The sequence below is a fragment of the Streptomyces sp. NPDC107454 genome (assembly GCF_055582885.1).
Genome location: NZ_JBVJPA010000017.1, coordinates 17,608 through 32,605, shown reverse-complemented (window position 1 = coordinate 32,605; position 14,998 = coordinate 17,608). Strand labels below are relative to the sequence as shown.

Annotated in this window: 16 protein-coding genes; 8 read left to right on the top strand and 8 right to left on the bottom strand. The window is 71.8% G+C overall.

The genetic code is table 11. From position 1 onward, the window contains the following. Positions 1 to 138 precede the first annotated feature (138 nt). Positions 139 to 642 (top strand): Rieske (2Fe-2S) protein, encoded by a 504-nt coding sequence (locus ACZ69M_RS37595; RefSeq protein WP_470057102.1) that lies wholly within the window; start codon positions 139 to 141, stop codon positions 640 to 642. An 18-nt stretch (positions 643 to 660) separates the two neighbouring features. On the opposite strand, the gene ACZ69M_RS37590 is transcribed toward ACZ69M_RS37595, so the two are convergent. Further along, positions 661 to 1,299, bottom strand: a complete 639-nt coding sequence (locus ACZ69M_RS37590; RefSeq protein ID WP_470057100.1) for a cysteine hydrolase family protein — start codon at positions 1,297 to 1,299, stop codon at positions 661 to 663. 153 nt (positions 1,300 to 1,452) lie between these two features. Between ACZ69M_RS37590 and ACZ69M_RS37585 the strand changes: the two genes are divergently transcribed. Next, entirely contained in the window at positions 1,453 to 1,920 is a 468-nt protein-coding gene (locus ACZ69M_RS37585) for a pyridoxamine 5'-phosphate oxidase family protein (protein WP_470057098.1), read from the top strand. 381 nt (positions 1,921 to 2,301) lie between these two features. Here the strand turns inward: ACZ69M_RS37585 and ACZ69M_RS37580 are convergent, their stop codons facing one another. Continuing rightward, positions 2,302 to 3,204 (bottom strand): LysR family transcriptional regulator, encoded by a 903-nt coding sequence (locus tag ACZ69M_RS37580; RefSeq protein WP_470057096.1) that lies wholly within the window; start codon positions 3,202 to 3,204, stop codon positions 2,302 to 2,304. Between the two features lie 74 nt (positions 3,205 to 3,278). On the opposite strand from ACZ69M_RS37580, the gene ACZ69M_RS37575 reads away from it, so the two are divergent. Beyond that, positions 3,279 to 4,214, top strand: a complete 936-nt coding sequence (locus ACZ69M_RS37575; protein WP_470057094.1) for a DMT family transporter — start codon at positions 3,279 to 3,281, stop codon at positions 4,212 to 4,214. 52 nt (positions 4,215 to 4,266) lie between these two features. Here the strand turns inward: ACZ69M_RS37575 and ACZ69M_RS37570 are convergent, their stop codons facing one another. Further along, positions 4,267 to 5,598, bottom strand: coding sequence for an aminotransferase class I/II-fold pyridoxal phosphate-dependent enzyme (locus ACZ69M_RS37570; protein WP_470057092.1), 1,332 nt, complete (start codon positions 5,596 to 5,598; stop codon positions 4,267 to 4,269). Between the two features lie 35 nt (positions 5,599 to 5,633). Between ACZ69M_RS37570 and ACZ69M_RS37565 the strand changes: the two genes are divergently transcribed. Beyond that, a complete protein-coding gene (locus tag ACZ69M_RS37565) occupies positions 5,634 to 6,323 on the top strand; it encodes a pyridoxamine 5'-phosphate oxidase family protein (protein ID WP_470057090.1) in 690 nt (229 codons plus the stop codon). An 81-nt stretch (positions 6,324 to 6,404) separates the two neighbouring features. On the opposite strand, the gene ACZ69M_RS37560 is transcribed toward ACZ69M_RS37565, so the two are convergent. From ACZ69M_RS37560 to ACZ69M_RS37550, 3 genes are all read right to left on the bottom strand, one after another. Beyond that, complete coding sequence (locus ACZ69M_RS37560; protein ID WP_470057088.1) at positions 6,405 to 7,385, bottom strand: DMT family transporter; 981 nt, start codon at positions 7,383 to 7,385, stop codon at positions 6,405 to 6,407. 229 nt (positions 7,386 to 7,614) lie between these two features. Next, positions 7,615 to 8,625 (bottom strand): EamA family transporter, encoded by a 1,011-nt coding sequence (locus ACZ69M_RS37555; protein WP_352053080.1) that lies wholly within the window; start codon positions 8,623 to 8,625, stop codon positions 7,615 to 7,617. 46 nt (positions 8,626 to 8,671) lie between these two features. Continuing rightward, the gene (locus ACZ69M_RS37550) at positions 8,672 to 9,298 is read right to left on the bottom strand and encodes a peptidase (RefSeq protein WP_470057086.1); all 627 of its coding nucleotides are present in this window, start codon (positions 9,296 to 9,298) and stop codon (positions 8,672 to 8,674) included. A 209-nt stretch (positions 9,299 to 9,507) separates the two neighbouring features. Between ACZ69M_RS37550 and ACZ69M_RS37545 the strand changes: the two genes are divergently transcribed. After that, positions 9,508 to 9,696 (top strand): hypothetical protein, encoded by a 189-nt coding sequence (locus tag ACZ69M_RS37545; protein WP_470057084.1) that lies wholly within the window; start codon positions 9,508 to 9,510, stop codon positions 9,694 to 9,696. Positions 9,697 to 9,806: 110 nt separating this feature from the next. Next, positions 9,807 to 10,235: a type II toxin-antitoxin system Rv0910 family toxin gene (locus ACZ69M_RS37540; RefSeq protein ID WP_470057082.1), complete on the top strand. Its 429-nt coding sequence runs from the start codon at positions 9,807 to 9,809 to the stop codon at positions 10,233 to 10,235. A 101-nt stretch (positions 10,236 to 10,336) separates the two neighbouring features. On the opposite strand, the gene ACZ69M_RS37535 is transcribed toward ACZ69M_RS37540, so the two are convergent. After that, positions 10,337 to 10,990 (bottom strand): PadR family transcriptional regulator, encoded by a 654-nt coding sequence (locus ACZ69M_RS37535; protein ID WP_470057080.1) that lies wholly within the window; start codon positions 10,988 to 10,990, stop codon positions 10,337 to 10,339. A gap of 175 nt (positions 10,991 to 11,165) precedes the next feature. Between ACZ69M_RS37535 and ACZ69M_RS37530 the strand changes: the two genes are divergently transcribed. Further along, positions 11,166 to 11,981, top strand: coding sequence for a PhzF family phenazine biosynthesis protein (locus ACZ69M_RS37530; protein ID WP_470057078.1), 816 nt, complete (start codon positions 11,166 to 11,168; stop codon positions 11,979 to 11,981). 96 nt (positions 11,982 to 12,077) lie between these two features. Here the strand turns inward: ACZ69M_RS37530 and ACZ69M_RS37525 are convergent, their stop codons facing one another. Further along, a complete protein-coding gene (locus tag ACZ69M_RS37525) occupies positions 12,078 to 12,878 on the bottom strand; it encodes a CPBP family intramembrane glutamic endopeptidase (RefSeq protein WP_067379079.1) in 801 nt (266 codons plus the stop codon). Positions 12,879 to 13,077: 199 nt separating this feature from the next. On the opposite strand from ACZ69M_RS37525, the gene ACZ69M_RS37520 reads away from it, so the two are divergent. Further along, the gene (locus ACZ69M_RS37520; RefSeq protein WP_470057075.1) at positions 13,078 to 14,847 is read left to right on the top strand and encodes a substrate-binding and VWA domain-containing protein; all 1,770 of its coding nucleotides are present in this window, start codon (positions 13,078 to 13,080) and stop codon (positions 14,845 to 14,847) included. Positions 14,848 to 14,998: the final 151 nt, after the last annotated feature.

The window sequence follows — 14,998 nt, the reverse complement described above, 5'->3', positions numbered from 1 at the left end:
GCGGTGTCCCGAGCAGATCGGCGCGGCTGTCGAACCGCTGTCGATTCGGTCAAGAACTCCTCAGCTCCTGAACAGGGCAGACGGGCGGACCGTACCTCTGTACGGATCACCATCACGTCCGTTGAAGGGAATGTCAGCATGACCAGCGAATCGCTTCACCCCGTTCCGGCCCCGGCCCGCCGCACCGTCGTGGCGGCGGTCGGCACGGCGGGACTCGCCGTCGCGCTGACCGCGTGCGGGTCGGACAACAAGTCCTCCGACTCCACCAGCTCCAACTCCGGCTCCAGCTCCGGCGCGAGCGCGAGCAGCGGGGGTACGGGCGGGGGCGACAACGCCGCGGCGGGCAACGCGGGCGGCACGGTCCTCGCCAAGACCACCGACATCCCGGAGGGCGGCGGCAAGGTCTTCGAGTCCCAGGGCGTCGTCGTCACCCAGCCGACCGCGGGCACCTACAAGGCCTTCTCCTCCAAGTGCACCCACCAGGGCTGTGCGGTGAAGGGCATCGCCGACAACGTGATCACCTGCCCGTGCCACAACAGCCAGTTCTCCGCGACCGACGGCAGCGTGAAGAAGGGGCCCGCGACGCAGCCGCTGGCCGCCGCCAACATCACCGTGGACGGGGACTCGATCAAGCTCGCGTGACGCGGCCGGGGCCGCGCCTCAGCGGCGCGGCCTCTCGAAGCAGGCCAGCACGTCATCGGTCGCCGTGATCGTGGCGACCAGGGCGAGCGTGTTGCGGATCAGCGCGGGGGTGTAGTCGGAAGGCACCCCCGCGATCGCGTCCGCGGGCACCACGGCGTTGTAGCCGCGGTTCACGGCGTCGAACACCGTGTTGGGGACGGCCACATTGGCGGAGACTCCGGTCACGACGAGGGTGCGACAGCCCAGGTTGCGCAGCAGCGCGTCGACGTCGGTGCCCGCGAGCGGGGACAGGCCGTGCAGGCGACGTACGACGAAGTCCTCCTCGGCGACCTCGATCGGCGGCGCGACGCGGACCGCGGTGGTGCCCGACAGCTGTTGCACGGGCAGCCGTTCGGCCGCGTGGAACAGGCGGGCGTTGCGGTTGGCCCCCCGCCCGTCGGGCCGTCGCTCGGCGATCGCGTGGATCACCTGGACTCCTGCGCGGTGGGCACCGGCCACCAGCCGGGCGATGTTCGCGAGCGCCCCCGACGACCGGGCCTCCTTGGCGAGTTCGGGCAGTGCGCTGTCCGAGCCGACGACCCCCTGCTGGCATTCCACGGTGAGCAGAACGGTCCCGTCCGGGTCGAGGAGTGTGCTGAGCTGTTCACGCGGCGGCATGACTCCCCTTGTCGTCGAGGGTCGGGCGGGCGAGCGTAACGAGCATTGCGCAAGGACGGAAGACGGCCCATGCTTTTCTGACGCACTGTCAGAGGATCTCTGTCGACGCAGAAGATCGACGCATCAGGTCGACATGAAAGAAGAGGTGACCGCATGACCGTCACTCAGCGCAGGGGTCGGAAGATCATGATGACCCCCGGCGAGCTGGACGAGTTCCTCACCACCCAGCGCACCTGCCGCGTCGCCACGGTGTCGAGGGACGGCGCCCCCCACGTGAGCGCGCTCTGGTTCGTCTGGGACGGCACCTCGCTGTGGCTGTACTCCGTGGTACGCAGCAAGCGCTGGACGGAGCTGAGCCGCGACCCACGGGTCGCGGTGGTGATCGACACCGGTGAGGACTACGGGGAGCTGCGCGGCGTCGAGCTGTCCGGCGCGGTGGAGTTCGTGGGCGAGGTCCCGCGCACCGGGGAGCTGTGCGCCGAACTCGACGTCCCCGAGATCTTGTTCGCCCGCAAGAACTTCGGCCTGGAGGAGATGCCGCACGACGGCCGCCACGCGTGGGCCCGGCTGACGCCGACGGCCATAGCCTCCTGGGACTTCCGCAAGCTGCCGCCGCTCTAGGCCCTGTCGTCGCATTCCCGTCTGCCCCGCGACGCCCTGCACGCGCCCCCCGAGTTCTCGGCTTCGCTCGAACAGGGAGGGACCCCCTTCGCCGTACCGGGCACAGACCCAGGTACATCCAGTACGAGGGCCGGTGCCCGGCACGCCGACAGCACGCACCTGACGCCGCAGGGCCACGTCCTCCGGGCGGACGACGGGAATGTGACGACAGGACCCAGGGCAGGGGCGGGCGCGGCCACGCCACCGCGGAGCTCCCCTCAGCCGCCCCGCACCGCGCGAGCCGTCGACAGCACCCATCGCTGCGGGGCCACAGCAGCGGCCCCGCAGACCTACGTGTCCGGGCCGCCCCGCCACCGCGCAGGTCACCGCTCAGGTCACCGCTCAGCCGATGCTCTCCCCCGCCGCCCGCAGCGCCGCGACCGCCGCCCTGATCGACGGACGGCGGTCGGCGTCCGCGCGCCAGATCACGTAGACATGCCGCCGGACGGCCTGCCGCAGCGGCACCGTGACGACTCCGTCCGGCATCGGATGGCGCCCGAGCAGCGGCGCGATGCAGACGCCGAGCCCCGCGGCGACCAGGGCGAGCTGGGTGTGCGTCTCGGCGGCGCGATGGCCGATGTGCGGCTCGACGCCCCGGGAGCGCAACGTGAACATCAGCCACTCGTGGCAGAACTCGCCCTCGCCCCAGGTGATCCACTCGTCGTCGGCGAAGTCGCCGAGGTCGACCTCCGCGCGGTCCGCGAGCCGGTGGCCGACCGGCATCGCCACGTCGGCCGGGTCGTCGAGGATCGGGGCCTTGACCAGGCCGTCGGGCAGCGGCATCGGCTTGTTGTACCAGTCGAGCACCACCGCCAGATCGAGGTCGCCGCGGATCACTCCGGCAACCCCGGCCTCGGGCTCCAGCTCGCTGGAGCGCACCCGCAGCCCGGGGTGATCGGCGCGCAGCGCGGCGAGCGCGGTGGGGAACAGGCCGCGCGCGGCGGTCGGAAACGCGGAGAGCCGCAGCTCACCGACGACCTGACCGCGCTGGGCCTCCAGGTCGGACTGGGCGAGCTCGACCTGCGACAGGATGCGCGCGGCATGCTCGGCCAGCAGCCGCCCGGCATCCGTGAGACGCACCCCGCGCCCGTTCTTCGCGAGCAGCTGCTGCCCCACCTCGCGCTCCAGCTTGGACATCTGCTGGGACACGGCCGACGTCGTGACGTGCAGCCCCTCCGCCGCACCACTCACCGAGCCGTGCCGAGCGAGGGCGTCGAGGGTGCGCAGACGCTCCAGATTCAACATGTAAGCAATACTACGAGATACCGCTCGATAAATCTCGCTTGTGCTACGAGATGGTCTGCTTCATCGTTACGTCCATGACCGCCGTGACCACTCCCCGAACCGACACCCCGACCGCCGCGACCCCCCGCCGTCGCACCGCCCTCGACTGGCGCATCCGCTTCGGCGCCCTCTCCCTGATCTGGGGTTTCAGCTTTCTGCTCATCAAGGTCGGCACGGAGGGCTACGCGCCGTTCCAAGTCACCTTCGGACGGCTGCTGTTCGGGACGGCGGTGCTCGCGGCGGCGATGGCGGTGAAGCGGGAGCGGCTGCCGCGCGGGGCCCGCACCTGGGGCCATCTCGCGGTCGCGGCCTTCCTGCTCAACGCACTGCCGTTCTCGCTCTTCGCCTACTCCGAGCTGACGATCCCGTCCACGCTCGCGGGCATCTGCAACGCGACCTCGCCCCTGTGGGGCATGGCCCTGTCCCTGGTCGCCCTCTCCGAGGACCGTCCGACCCGGCGCAGGGTCGCCGGTCTCGGCCTCGGTTTTCTCGGCGTCCTGACGGTCCTCGGCATCTGGCAGGGCTTCCACGGCCTGGACGCCACGGGCACGCTGATGGCCCTGCTGGCCTCGCTGAGCTACCCGATCGGCTGGATCTACGTCCGCCGCACCCTGGCCGGCACCGGCCACTCGCATCTGTCGATGACCGGCGCCCAACTACTGCTCGCCACTGCCCAACTGGCCCTCGTCACCCCACTGTTCACCACGCTGCCGAGTCACTTCCCGGTCGTCCCGCTGCTCGCGATCGCCGCCCTGGGGGCCCTCGGCACGGGCCTGGCCATGCTCGTCCAGTACGGCATCGTCGCCGAGGTCGGCCCGACGACGGCCCAGATGGTCACGTACTTCATCCCGGTGATCGCCACCGCCGCGGGCGTCGCGATCCTCGGCGAGTCGCTGAGCTGGTCCACGCCGGTCGGCGCGGTGATCGTCCTCGCCGGCGCCGCGCTCACCCAGGCCGGGCCGCGCCGCTGACCGAGCCCTCAGGGCGTACGGACCGACCCACACCCAGCCGCGTACGGACCACTCACACGTAGCCGCGTGCGGGCGCCGGTCCGACGGCGGAGGCGACGGCGTCCGCCAGCGGCTCGATGTCGTCCGGCGTCAGACTCGAGACGGTGATCCGTATGCCGGGCGGCGCGCTCATCCGGAAGCGCGCCCCGGGCGCGACCGCCCAGCCGGCGTGCAGCAACCGCGCGACCGCTCCGGTCTCGTCCGGGACGGGGATCCACACGTTCATCCCGCTGCGCCCGTACGCCTCGATGCCATGCCGCTTCAGGGCGTCGATCAGCGCGTCCCGGCGCCGCCCGTACGCCGCCGCCACGGCCGTGACGTCCACCGCGCCGTTCACCCACAGGTGCAAGACCGCCCGTTGCAGCAGGTGGCTCACCCAGCCGGGCCCCAGCCGCTGCCGCCCGTGCACCCGGTCCATGGTGACGGGGTCTCCGGTGAGGACGGCGAGCCGCAGGTCGGGGCCGTAGGCCTTGGCGACGGAGCGCACGAAGGCCCAGTCGCGGGTCACCCCGGCCAGGGGGTGCAGCGGCAGGTCGACGATCCGATGCCCGTGGTCGTCCTCGACGAGCAGGACGTCCGGGTGCTCCTTCAGCACGGAGCGCAGGGCACGGGCGCGTGCGGCGCCCACCGCGGCGCCGGTCGGGTTCTGCGCCCGGTCCGTGACGATCAGCGCGCGGGCACCGGCCTCCAGGGCATGGCGTACGTCGTCGGGGACCGGGCCCTCGTCGTCGACGCGCACCGGGACCGTGCGCAGCCCGAGGGCCGGGGCGAGGTCGAACACGCTGCCCCAGCCGGGATCCTCGACGGCGACGGCGTCCCCGGGCTTGAGATGGGCCGCCAGCACGCGCTCGATGGCGTCGAGCGATCCGGAGGTGACGACGACGGGCCCGCCGGGCACGCCGTCCGCGTCGAGGTCGGCGCGCGCGAGCCGCTCCAGCTCCGCCTCGACGGCGGCCTCCCCGTACATCACGGGATCCCGGTCCGACCGTCCCGCCGCCGCGGCGAACGCCTCGGCGAGGGCGGGCAGCAGTGCCGGGTCGGGGTTGCCGTCGGCCACGTTCCGCACGCCCTCCGGCACCTCGACCCGGATGTAGTCGCGTCCCGTCGTGGCGGGCTTCGAGCGGATCCGGCTGCCTCTCCGCCCCGCGGTCTCGATCACCCCGCGTTCACGCAGGGTGCGATAGGCGGCGGCGACGGTGTTGGGATTCACCCCGAGCCGCTCCGCCAACTCCCGCATGGGTGGCAGCAGTTGCCCGGGTTCGAGGTCCCCGCTGCCGACCGCACGCTCGACGCTCGCGGAAATGTCCGCTGCGCGACGCCCTTCGATCAGATACTCTTCTAGCACAAAGAAGATTATGCACTAGTGCAATGGAGAGCGCAATGTCGGAGACGAGCACTCAGCCCGGGACGACGCGGCCCGCCGCCTACACCCCGACCGATCGCACCGTCCCCACCCGTTCCAAGGAGCGCGCCGCGTACGACCACGAACTGGTCCACGCGATACTCGACGAGGGGTACGTCTGCCACCTCGGCTTCGTCCGGGACGGCGCCCCGGTCGTGCTCCCCACCCTCTACGGACGGGTCGGCGAGCGCCTCTACGTACACGGCTCGACGGGTTCGCGCCCGCTGCGGATGGCCGGTCAGGCCGACCCCGGGCTGCCCGTCTGCCTGACCGTGACCCATGTCGACGGTCTGGTCCTGGCCCGCTCCGCCTTCCACCACTCGATGAACTACCGCTCCGTGGTGGTGCACGGCATCGCCCACCAGGTGACGGACCCGGACGAGAAGCGGGAGGCCCTGGACGCGCTGGTCGACCAGGTCGTCCCGGGCCGTTCGTACGACTCGCGCCCAGCCAACGCCAAGGAGCTCGCCGCCACCGCCGTGATCCGCCTCGATCTGAACGAGGTCTCCGCGAAGCTGCGCACCGGCGGCCCGAACGACGACGCGGAGGACCTCACCCTCCCCCACTGGACCGGGGTCGTCCCCCTCACCAAGGGACACGGCACCCCGATCCCCGCCGACGACCTGGCCCCCGGCATCGAGCTCCCCGACTACCTCACGACCCTGTGACGCCGAGGCGGCCGAGGCACCGGGCGGGGTCACCCCCGGCGCCTCGGCCTCATGCCTCGGTCCTCATACCTGCCGCATCCCTCAGACGAGCGCCCGTTCCTCCTCGGGCACGCTCCGGGTGTCGCCCCGGATACCGCGCGTCTCGGCCACCGCGAGCCCCGCGACCGAACCCAGCATCAACAGGGTGCCCGCGAGTGTCGTCATGGTCAGTCGTTCGCCGAGCAGACCGACGGCCAGCACGGCCGCGCTCACCGGCTCCAGGAGCATGATCACGGAGACGGTCGCGGACCGGACCACGGCGGCGCCCGCGAAGAACAGGGCGTAGGCCAGCGCCGTGGGGACGGCGGCGATATAGACCACCAGGGCCAGCACGTGGGCCGGTTGGGCGGTGTGCGGGACCAGCCCCTCGGCCAGGCCGAGCGGCAGCAGGCAGACGGTGGTGACGGCGAACGTCCACACCGTCGTACCGGAGCCGTCGGCGCGGCCGTCGCGTCCCCACCACCGGGTGAGCAGCGTCATCGTGGAGTATCCGGCCGCGGACACGACCGCGAGCACGACGCCCCAGGGCCGCACCGTGGCGCCGCCGGCGCCCAGTGCGAGCACCGCGAGCCCGCCGAGCGCCCCGGCGACTGCGGCGCTTCCGCCGCGCCCGAGCCGCTCCCCCAGGGTCAGTCGCGCGCCCAGGGCGATGAGCACGGGCCCGGCGCCCAGGGTGACGACGGTCGCCACCGCGAGTCCGGTGGCCTCGACGGCGGCGAAGTAGGCGGTCTGGAAGACGGCGAGTCCAAGGCCCGTGACACCGATCCGCAGGACCTTGCGGCCGAGCGGCTCCCGGGTGGCCGGCGCGACCCGTCGGCGCCACCGCCGGTGCCGCGGCAGGCGCGCGGCGAGCAGCAGCACGAGCCCGCCCGCGCAGCGCCAGAAGGAGAGGGCGATCGGCCCCATGTCACTGGCCTGGTAGACCAGTGACGCGGCCGCGCCCGCGGTGCCCCAGGCGGCACCGGCGACGATCAGATAGAGGAGGCCTCGCCCGAGGGGCAGGCCGGAAGCAGCTTGCGACACGTGTTTCTCTCCGCGGATACGCGCGGCCGCGCACAAGGCAGCCGCGCAGAAGTTCGGGAAGGACCACGTCGCAGCCCGTGCCCAGCGGGCAGGGGCGTACGGGAAGGTCCTCGGACTTCTTCTGCGGGCAGCGCCGTGCCACCCGGCACCAGGCCGGGTGGGAACTCCGGAGAGCCCGCCTCAGGCGGCAGGAGGCGGCAGAACGAGCGTCGAAGGCATGGCCAGCACCCTAGACGGCGGTTCCGTGGATCGACAAATCCCTCTCGGCGTCGCTCCCGCCGCTCGCGACCGGCCCGTCCGAGGGTTTCGCGGGCGCCGACGACTGCGCGATGAACGCGCCGATCAGCACCACCGCACCGCCGAGGATCTGCGGCGCCGAGAGATGTTCGCCGAGCAGGACCCAGGCGAGCACGGTCGCGATGACCGCCTCCAGGCAGGCCACGACGCCCGCGACCTGCGGGGAGAGCCTGCGCACGGAGAGCACTCCGGTGACGTAGGCGACGACGGTCGCGATCAGCACGATCCAGCCGAGCAGCAAGGAGGCGGCGACGGAGGTGCCGTTCATGTCCGCGCTGCCCCCGAGCAGCGACCAGTCCATGGTCCAGGGACGTGCGACGACCGTCAGCACGAGGGTGCCGACGAGCAGGCCGTACGCGATGACGCCGAGGGGGTCCGGTGCCTCCTCGCCCGCGTCGCTGCCCTGGTCGGACAGGACGAAGTAACCGACCTGGCAGCAGGCGGCGCACAGCGCGAGCAGCAGTCCGACGGCGTCGAAGCTCAGTCCGGACCACACCTGGACGACACAGGCGAGCCCGCCGACCGCGAGGACGACCCCGAGCGCCGCGGCGCGTGTCACGGGCCGGCGCTGCACGAACCGCACCCAGCCGAGCACGAGCGCCGGCGCCAGGTACTCGACGAGCAGGGCGACACCGACGGGGATACGGGAGATCGCGGCGAAGTAGCAGGCCTGGACGCCCGCCACGGCGAGCAGTCCGAACCCGACGAGCAGGGCGGGGCGCCGCCGTACGAGAGCGCGATGGCGCACGGCCAGCGGCAGCATCAACAGGGCGGCGCCCGCGACCCGCAGCCACACCACGTGCAGCGGGTCGAGCCCCGATTCGATCAGCGGCTTCGCCGCGACACCCGATCCGCCGAAGGCGACCGCCGACGCGAGCGCGAGGCCCAGCCCGACGCCCTTCCCACGGTTGTCCTGACTGCCCTGAGAGGTATGCACCGGCACATGATGACAGGCGACGACATGAGCGTCACCCCCGATGACACCTGTCTCAACGATTGGACTGGCAGCCCGGGTCGCCGCCGACGTACCTCTCGAGGTCGAGGCGGAACTCGCACGCGAACTCGTCCTCGACGTCGAAGGTGTTCTCGATGCGCAGAAGCAGCGCCCGGGCGTCCACGCCGGCCCGTCGCAGGACCTCGACGGCCCGCGACTGCGGATCGGTGACGATCGAGGCGAGCAGATCGAGACAGCGGGCCCGTTCGTCGCCCCGCCGTTCGGCACGCTCGCACGCGCTCTCCATGGCTCCGGCCGCCATCGGCGACCAGCCCGCCTCGGCCACGACCCGCGACCAGCCCGCCTCGGCGACGACCGGAACCGCCCCCGAATCCTCGACGCCGCTCTGCCAGCGCAGCCCGTAGCCGATGCTGCGCTGCACGAGATAGCCGAGCAGCCGCGCGACCTGCGGGGCGCCGTCGAAGGCGGCGCGCACCTGGGGGTCGGCCTCCAGCAGTGAGTGCAGCAGATGAGCGGTGTCGATCTGCCGGTCGCCGTCCCGCAGCGCCCGCCTGCGTGCGCCGGAGACCACCGACGCCAGCTCGGCACTGAGTCCGGCGTCGGGTTCCGTGCGGTGGGAGCCGCTCTCGGCGGCGGGCTGCTGGGGGATACGCGGTGGCACAACCCCTACCCCATCAGTCCCGGCGACCCGGGTCATCCTCGGTGGGCAGCATCTTCACGTCCCACACAGGGTGGGCTTCCGCGAGCACGTTCTCCTCCTTACGGATGACTTCGCACCGTTTCACCCCCGATTTCCCCCTCAGGGCGCGCGCCGCCTTGCTTCGCGCCCCGTACGCAACCGCGCCGCTTCGGCTCTCGTCCCTCAGTGGCATGGAGCGCAGGTGCCGGCCGGCCGCTCTCCCCGCGGTCGACGGCAGGCAGTACGCGTACCGGGTGCACGCCCCCGAGGATGCGCCGCTCGCCGACCTGTTCCGGGAGGCGTGGCGCTGTCACGACGAGGGGCCCTTCCCGCGCGCCTGGGACCTGTTCGACGCGGCGGTGATACGCCAGGTCGGCTGAGTTCACAATTCCTGACGGTTCATCAGTATTGAATGTTCCGAGGGCTGCGGCTACGTTCCGCGACACCGTAGCTGCGCCGGGCGCAGCGCCTGACACGAAGGGGTGGTCGCATGGCCGAAGTCAGCGCGGAAGCACGCATCGAGGCGCCTGCCGAGAAGGTCTGGGCGCAGCTCACGGACTTCTCCTCGTACGGCGAGTGGAACTCGACCCACACCAACTTCCCCAAGGGTGGCCCCTCCTCACTCGAGGTCGGCGGCACCTTCCAGGAGAACATGAAGCTCATGGGGTTCCCGGCCGAGGTCGAGTGGACCATCGAGGAACTGGAGCCCGCCCGCACCCTGGCCATCCGCGGCAAGGGTCCGATGGCGGTGACCGTCGCCACCCGCTACACACTGACCCCCGACGGCGACGCCACCTCGGTGCGGATCGACGGGGAGTTCACCGGCGCGGCCGTCTCGCTGATGGCGGGCAAGCTCAAGGACTCGGCTACGGCCGCCCTCAACGAATCGCTGCGCAAGCTGGCCGGACTGGTGACCTGAGTCCCGCACCTGCCCCGGGACCCGCACCCAGCCCCCGTACATCGACAGGCGCCCCGCGGAAACACTTCCACGGGGCGCCGTCAGATACCACAGCATGCCCGTCAGTCCTCGTCGGCGAGGATCAGGTACAGCTTCTTGCGCGCTTCGTTGATGACCGCCAGCGCCTTGTCGCGCTGGTCCTTGCTGCCGGCCTTCCAGACCTGACCGAAGGCCTCCATGAGACCGAAGCCGGCCTGTCGGATCTCGTGCAGCGTCTCCCAGTCGACCCCGCGCCCGGCCTCTTCCCACGGCGCCTCGGGACCCGCCTCGGCCGCTTCGCGGCCTTCGTCGGTGAGCGAGAACAGCTTCTTGCCGCCCTCGGCCGCGCTGGTGATGAGGCCCTCGTCCTCCAGCAACTGGAGGGTCGGGTAGACCGAACCCGGGCTGGGCTTCCATGCCCCGCCGCTGCGCTCGGCGATCTCCTGGATCATCTCGTAGCCGTGCATGGGCCGGTCCTTGAGAAGGGCCAGGATCGACGCGCGTACGTCACCGCGCCGCGCCCTGCCGCCCGGACCGCCCCGGCCGCCGCGCCGGCCACCCCAGGGGCCCGGCCCGAAGCCGAACCCGGGGCCGCCGGGGCCACCACCCGGACCACCCGGACCGAAGGGCCCGAAAGCCCCACGCCGCCCTTCGAAGCGGCCCCGGTCACGCGGACCGGGCCCACCGTGTCGGCCATGTCCACGTTCGAATCCAAATTCCTGTCCTTGGGGACGCATCGCCATCACTCCATTCGTTCGTTGATCGGTCGCGATGCGTCAACGATATATCGGAATAGCTCGCCTGACAAGGCTCGAGGATCCGGGCAGGTCAGGGGGCCGGACCGCCACAACCGGTCCAGATCCACGGAATTGGCCTTGTCCCGCGGCCCGCTCGGGCCGCTAGCGTCGGGGCATGCGGATTCGAATCGTCGACGCCTTCACCGACCGTCCCTTCGCGGGCAACCCGGCCGGGGTCCTCCTTCTCGACCACGACACCTTCCCCGAGGACAGCCGGCTCCAGAGCGTCGCCCTGGAGGTCAACCACGCGGAGACGGCCTTCGCGCACCGCCTTCCCGAGGGCGGCGACGCCGACTGGGCGCTGCGCTGGTTCACCCCCGTCGCCGAGGTCGCGATGTGCGGGCACGCGACCCTCGCCACCGCACACGTCCTGCGCACCACGGGCGCCCACACGGGACCGGTGCGGTTCGCCACGCTCAGCGGCGTACTCATCGCCACGCCCCACGAGGACGGTTCCCTGACGCTGGACTTCCCCACCGCCCCGCTCACCCCGGTCGAGGTCCCGGACGGCGTCGCCGAGGCCCTGGGCGCCGAGCCGCTCACGACCTTCGACACCGGCCCGAACACCGGCGACCTGCTGATCGAAGTCGCCGACGAGAAGACGGTCCGGGGACTCACCCCCGACCACAAGGCCCTCGCCCTGTACTCCGAGCGCGGCATCATCGCGACCGCCTGCGCCGAAGACCCCTCCCAGGGCTACGACTTCGTCTCGCGCTGCTTCTTCCCGAACATCGGCATCGACGAGGACCCGGTCACGGGCAGCGCCCACACCGCCCTCGCGCCCTACTGGTCCGAGCGCCTCGGCCGCCCCGGCCTCACCGGCCTGCAGGCCTCCCCGCGCTCCGGCCTCGTCCACACCGAGCTGCGCGGCGGCCGTACGCTCCTCACGGGCCACGCGGTCACGGTCATCGAGGGCGAGCTCCTCGCGTAGCGACGCACGAAGAAGCCGTACAAGAAAGGGGCGTACGAGACTCTCGTACGCCCCTATCGGAGCCGCTCAGGCCGTCGGACCCGCTCACACCATCGCTCAGGCGGTCGGCAGCCAGCCCACCTTCCCCGCCAGCAGCGCGTATCCCACGAACGCCCCGATGTCGAGCAGCGAGTGCGCCACCACGAGCGGTCCGACCCGGCCCCACCGCCGGTACAGGTAGACGAAGACCACACCCATCGCCATGTTCCCGATGAAGCCGCCGATGCCCTGATAGAGGTGATACGAGCCGCGCAGCACCGCGCTCGCCACCAGCGCGGTCCCCGGCGTCCAGCCCAGCTGCCCGAGCCGGCGCAGCAGGTACCCGACGACGATGACCTCCTCCAGTACGGCGTTCTGCACGGCCGACAGGATCAGGACCGGGTACTTCCACCACACGTCGGGCAGCGCTTCCGGCACCACGGTCAGGTTGGCGCCGAACCCCCGGGCCGCCAGGTAGAAGGCGATGCCCGTGCTACCGATCACCGCCGCGATCGCGGCCCCCCGCCCGAGGTCGGGCCAGGGCCGCGTACGGTCGAACCCGATCACGCGCAGTCCCTTGCCCTCCCTCATCAGGAAGTGCGCGACCAGGGCGACCGGGACCAGGGCCGACGCGATGCCGAACAGCTGCCAGGCCAGATCCAGCCAGGGGCGACCCGGCGCGGCCGAAGCGTTGAGGGTGGCTGCCTGATCCTTGAGACCCCCCGGTTTGGTGACCGACCCGACAAAGCTGATCAGCGCGGACACTCCGCTGGCCCCGAGCGACAGGCCCAGGACGAGCAGTGTTTCGTCCCGGAAAATCCGTCGCGTCAGCCGCTCCTCGGGGAAAGAATCGGCCACCGACCCCGCCTCCACCTGCACTCCCGCCTCCAGTTGAGTAATCCCGCCTCATCCCCATCTTCGCCCCGCTAGGGTCTCGAAAGAAGTTGCGAAGATCGTGCGCGACAGGCCGTCGGGGGGACGGACGCCGTACGGGCGTGCCTCCCCCTCGCCTTCTGCCTCACAGCCGTTTCTACGGCTTTCTCGCGACTCCGGCTCATCCAGGGAGGGCACCACCGTCATGGGACGTCACAGCTTGCCCGATGCGTACGGGGCGGGCGCGGCCGACCCCCGTCCACGCGCACGCCGCCGTACGGTGGCCATCGCGACGGCGTTGGTGCTCACGGTCGCCGCGGGCACGGCGGTCGCGGTCCGCGGTGGTCTGCTCTCCTTCGGCTCGTCCTGCCGGGACGACGCCGTACCCCTCAAGCTCGCCGCGTCCCCGGACATGGCGCCCGCTCTCAGGGCCGTCGCCGAACACGCCCGCGACCACAACATCACCTCCGACGGCCACTGCATCGCCGTGACCGTGACGGCGCGCGAGTCGTACAAGGTCGCCGACGCACTGAGGTCGGGCAACAAGTCCGACGTCCAGGCGTGGGTGCCTGACTCCGCCCTGTGGGTGAACCGGGTCAGTGGCGAGAGCAACGCGACCCGGGTGACCGCGGCGGGCAGCGTGGCCTCCTCGCCGGTCGGCGTCGCGATGGTCCCGTCGGCCGCGAAGTCGCTGGGGTGGCCCGAGAAGACGTACACCTGGACCGAGTTGGCGGGCGCCGCGCTGCGGGACGACCGGCTGAGGCTCGGTGCGGCCGACCCGGTGCGCAGCGCGGCCGGCCTGCTCGCGCTGACCCAGCTCAACACCGCCGCGGCCACCATCAAGGGAGGTGACACCCAGGCGGCGGCCATGGCGAAGACGCTCTCCCAGCGCACGTCCGACAGCGACAGCCAGGTCCTGGCCACCCTCCCGCGCGACTCCTCCGGCACCGAGCAGGGCAATCCGCGACGCAACCAGGCGCTGATCCTCTCCGAGCAGTCGGCGTTCGCGTACAACTCCTCGGCCGGCGGCGGCGCCGGGCTCGACCTCTTCTACCCCGAGGACGGGTCGCCGCGGCTGGACTACCCGTTCACCCTGGTCGACGAGTCACGGCTGAACACCGACACGAGCCGTGCCGCCCTTCGGTTCATGACGCTGCTCGGCGAGTCGGACGGGCGGCGGATCCTGGAGCGGTACGGGTTCCGCACGGACGACGAGAAGGTCTCGCCCGCGCTGGTCGCCAAGGCCGGGGGGCGGGCCCCGCAGCCGTTCGCGCGCGCCGCGCCCGAACCCACCCCGGCGAAGGCGGTCGACGAGGCACTCGGCACGTGGACGATCACGGTGCAGAGCGCCCGGATCACCACGGTCGTCGACGCCTCCGCGTCCATGGCGCAGCCGGTGCCGGGCACCGGCCAGTCCCGTATGGACGTCACCAGGGCGTCCCTGCTGCAGGCCCTCGCGACGTTCACCTCGGAGGACGAGGTCGGGCTGTGGAAGTTCTCCACCCGCCTGGACGGCGACCGCGACTACCGGGTGCTCGTGCCCACACAACGCCTGGGCGACCGCCAGGGCAACGGCACCCAGCGGGACAGGCTGTCGGCGGCGTTCAGCTCCCTGTCTCCCGTCCCGAACGGCGCGACGGGCTTGTACGACACCACGCTCGCCGCGTACAAGGCGGCCACCTCCTCCTACGTCAAGGGGAAGTTCAACGCGCTGGTGCTGCTGACCGACGGCGTCAACCAGGACCCGGGAAGCATCTCGCGCTCCGCCCTCGTCACCCAACTGCAGAAGCTCACCGACCCACAGCGCCCGGTGCCGCTGATCGCCATCGCCGTGGGTCCGGACGCCGACAAGGCGGAGGTCCAGGAGATCGCCAAGGCGACGGGCGGCTCCGGCCAGCAGGTCAACGACCCCACGCAGATCCACTCGGTGATCCTCAGGGCCATCGTGGCGGCGGGCAGCCAGAGCCAGGGCTGACGCCCCGAAAAAAGCCACCGTCACAGCCCGCCCGGGGCGTCGCCGCAGGCCATCTGGCCGGGGGCGCAGCGACGCACCCACAGACACGCCATCCCGGTCCAGGAACCCCCGGACAGGCCATCCGTCCCAACCACACCCACTACAGGCCTGC

Coding starts and splice junctions, on each gene's coding strand:
- ACZ69M_RS37530 (WP_470057078.1), top strand. CDS start 11,166: ATGCGGATTCGAATCGTCGACGCCTTCACCGACCGTCCCTTCGCGGGC.
- ACZ69M_RS37575 (WP_470057094.1), top strand. CDS start 3,279: ATGACCGCCGTGACCACTCCCCGAACCGACACCCCGACCGCCGCGACC.
- ACZ69M_RS37520 (WP_470057075.1), top strand. CDS start 13,078: ATGGGACGTCACAGCTTGCCCGATGCGTACGGGGCGGGCGCGGCCGAC.
- ACZ69M_RS37540 (WP_470057082.1), top strand. CDS start 9,807: ATGGCCGAAGTCAGCGCGGAAGCACGCATCGAGGCGCCTGCCGAGAAG.
- ACZ69M_RS37585 (WP_470057098.1), top strand. CDS start 1,453: ATGACCGTCACTCAGCGCAGGGGTCGGAAGATCATGATGACCCCCGGC.
- ACZ69M_RS37595 (WP_470057102.1), top strand. CDS start 139: ATGACCAGCGAATCGCTTCACCCCGTTCCGGCCCCGGCCCGCCGCACC.
- ACZ69M_RS37535 (WP_470057080.1), bottom strand. CDS start 10,990: ATGCGTCCCCAAGGACAGGAATTTGGATTCGAACGTGGACATGGCCGA.
- ACZ69M_RS37580 (WP_470057096.1), bottom strand. CDS start 3,204: ATGTTGAATCTGGAGCGTCTGCGCACCCTCGACGCCCTCGCTCGGCAC.
- ACZ69M_RS37590 (WP_470057100.1), bottom strand. CDS start 1,299: ATGCCGCCGCGTGAACAGCTCAGCACACTCCTCGACCCGGACGGGACC.
- ACZ69M_RS37545 (WP_470057084.1), top strand. CDS start 9,508: ATGGAGCGCAGGTGCCGGCCGGCCGCTCTCCCCGCGGTCGACGGCAGG.
- ACZ69M_RS37565 (WP_470057090.1), top strand. CDS start 5,634: ATGTCGGAGACGAGCACTCAGCCCGGGACGACGCGGCCCGCCGCCTAC.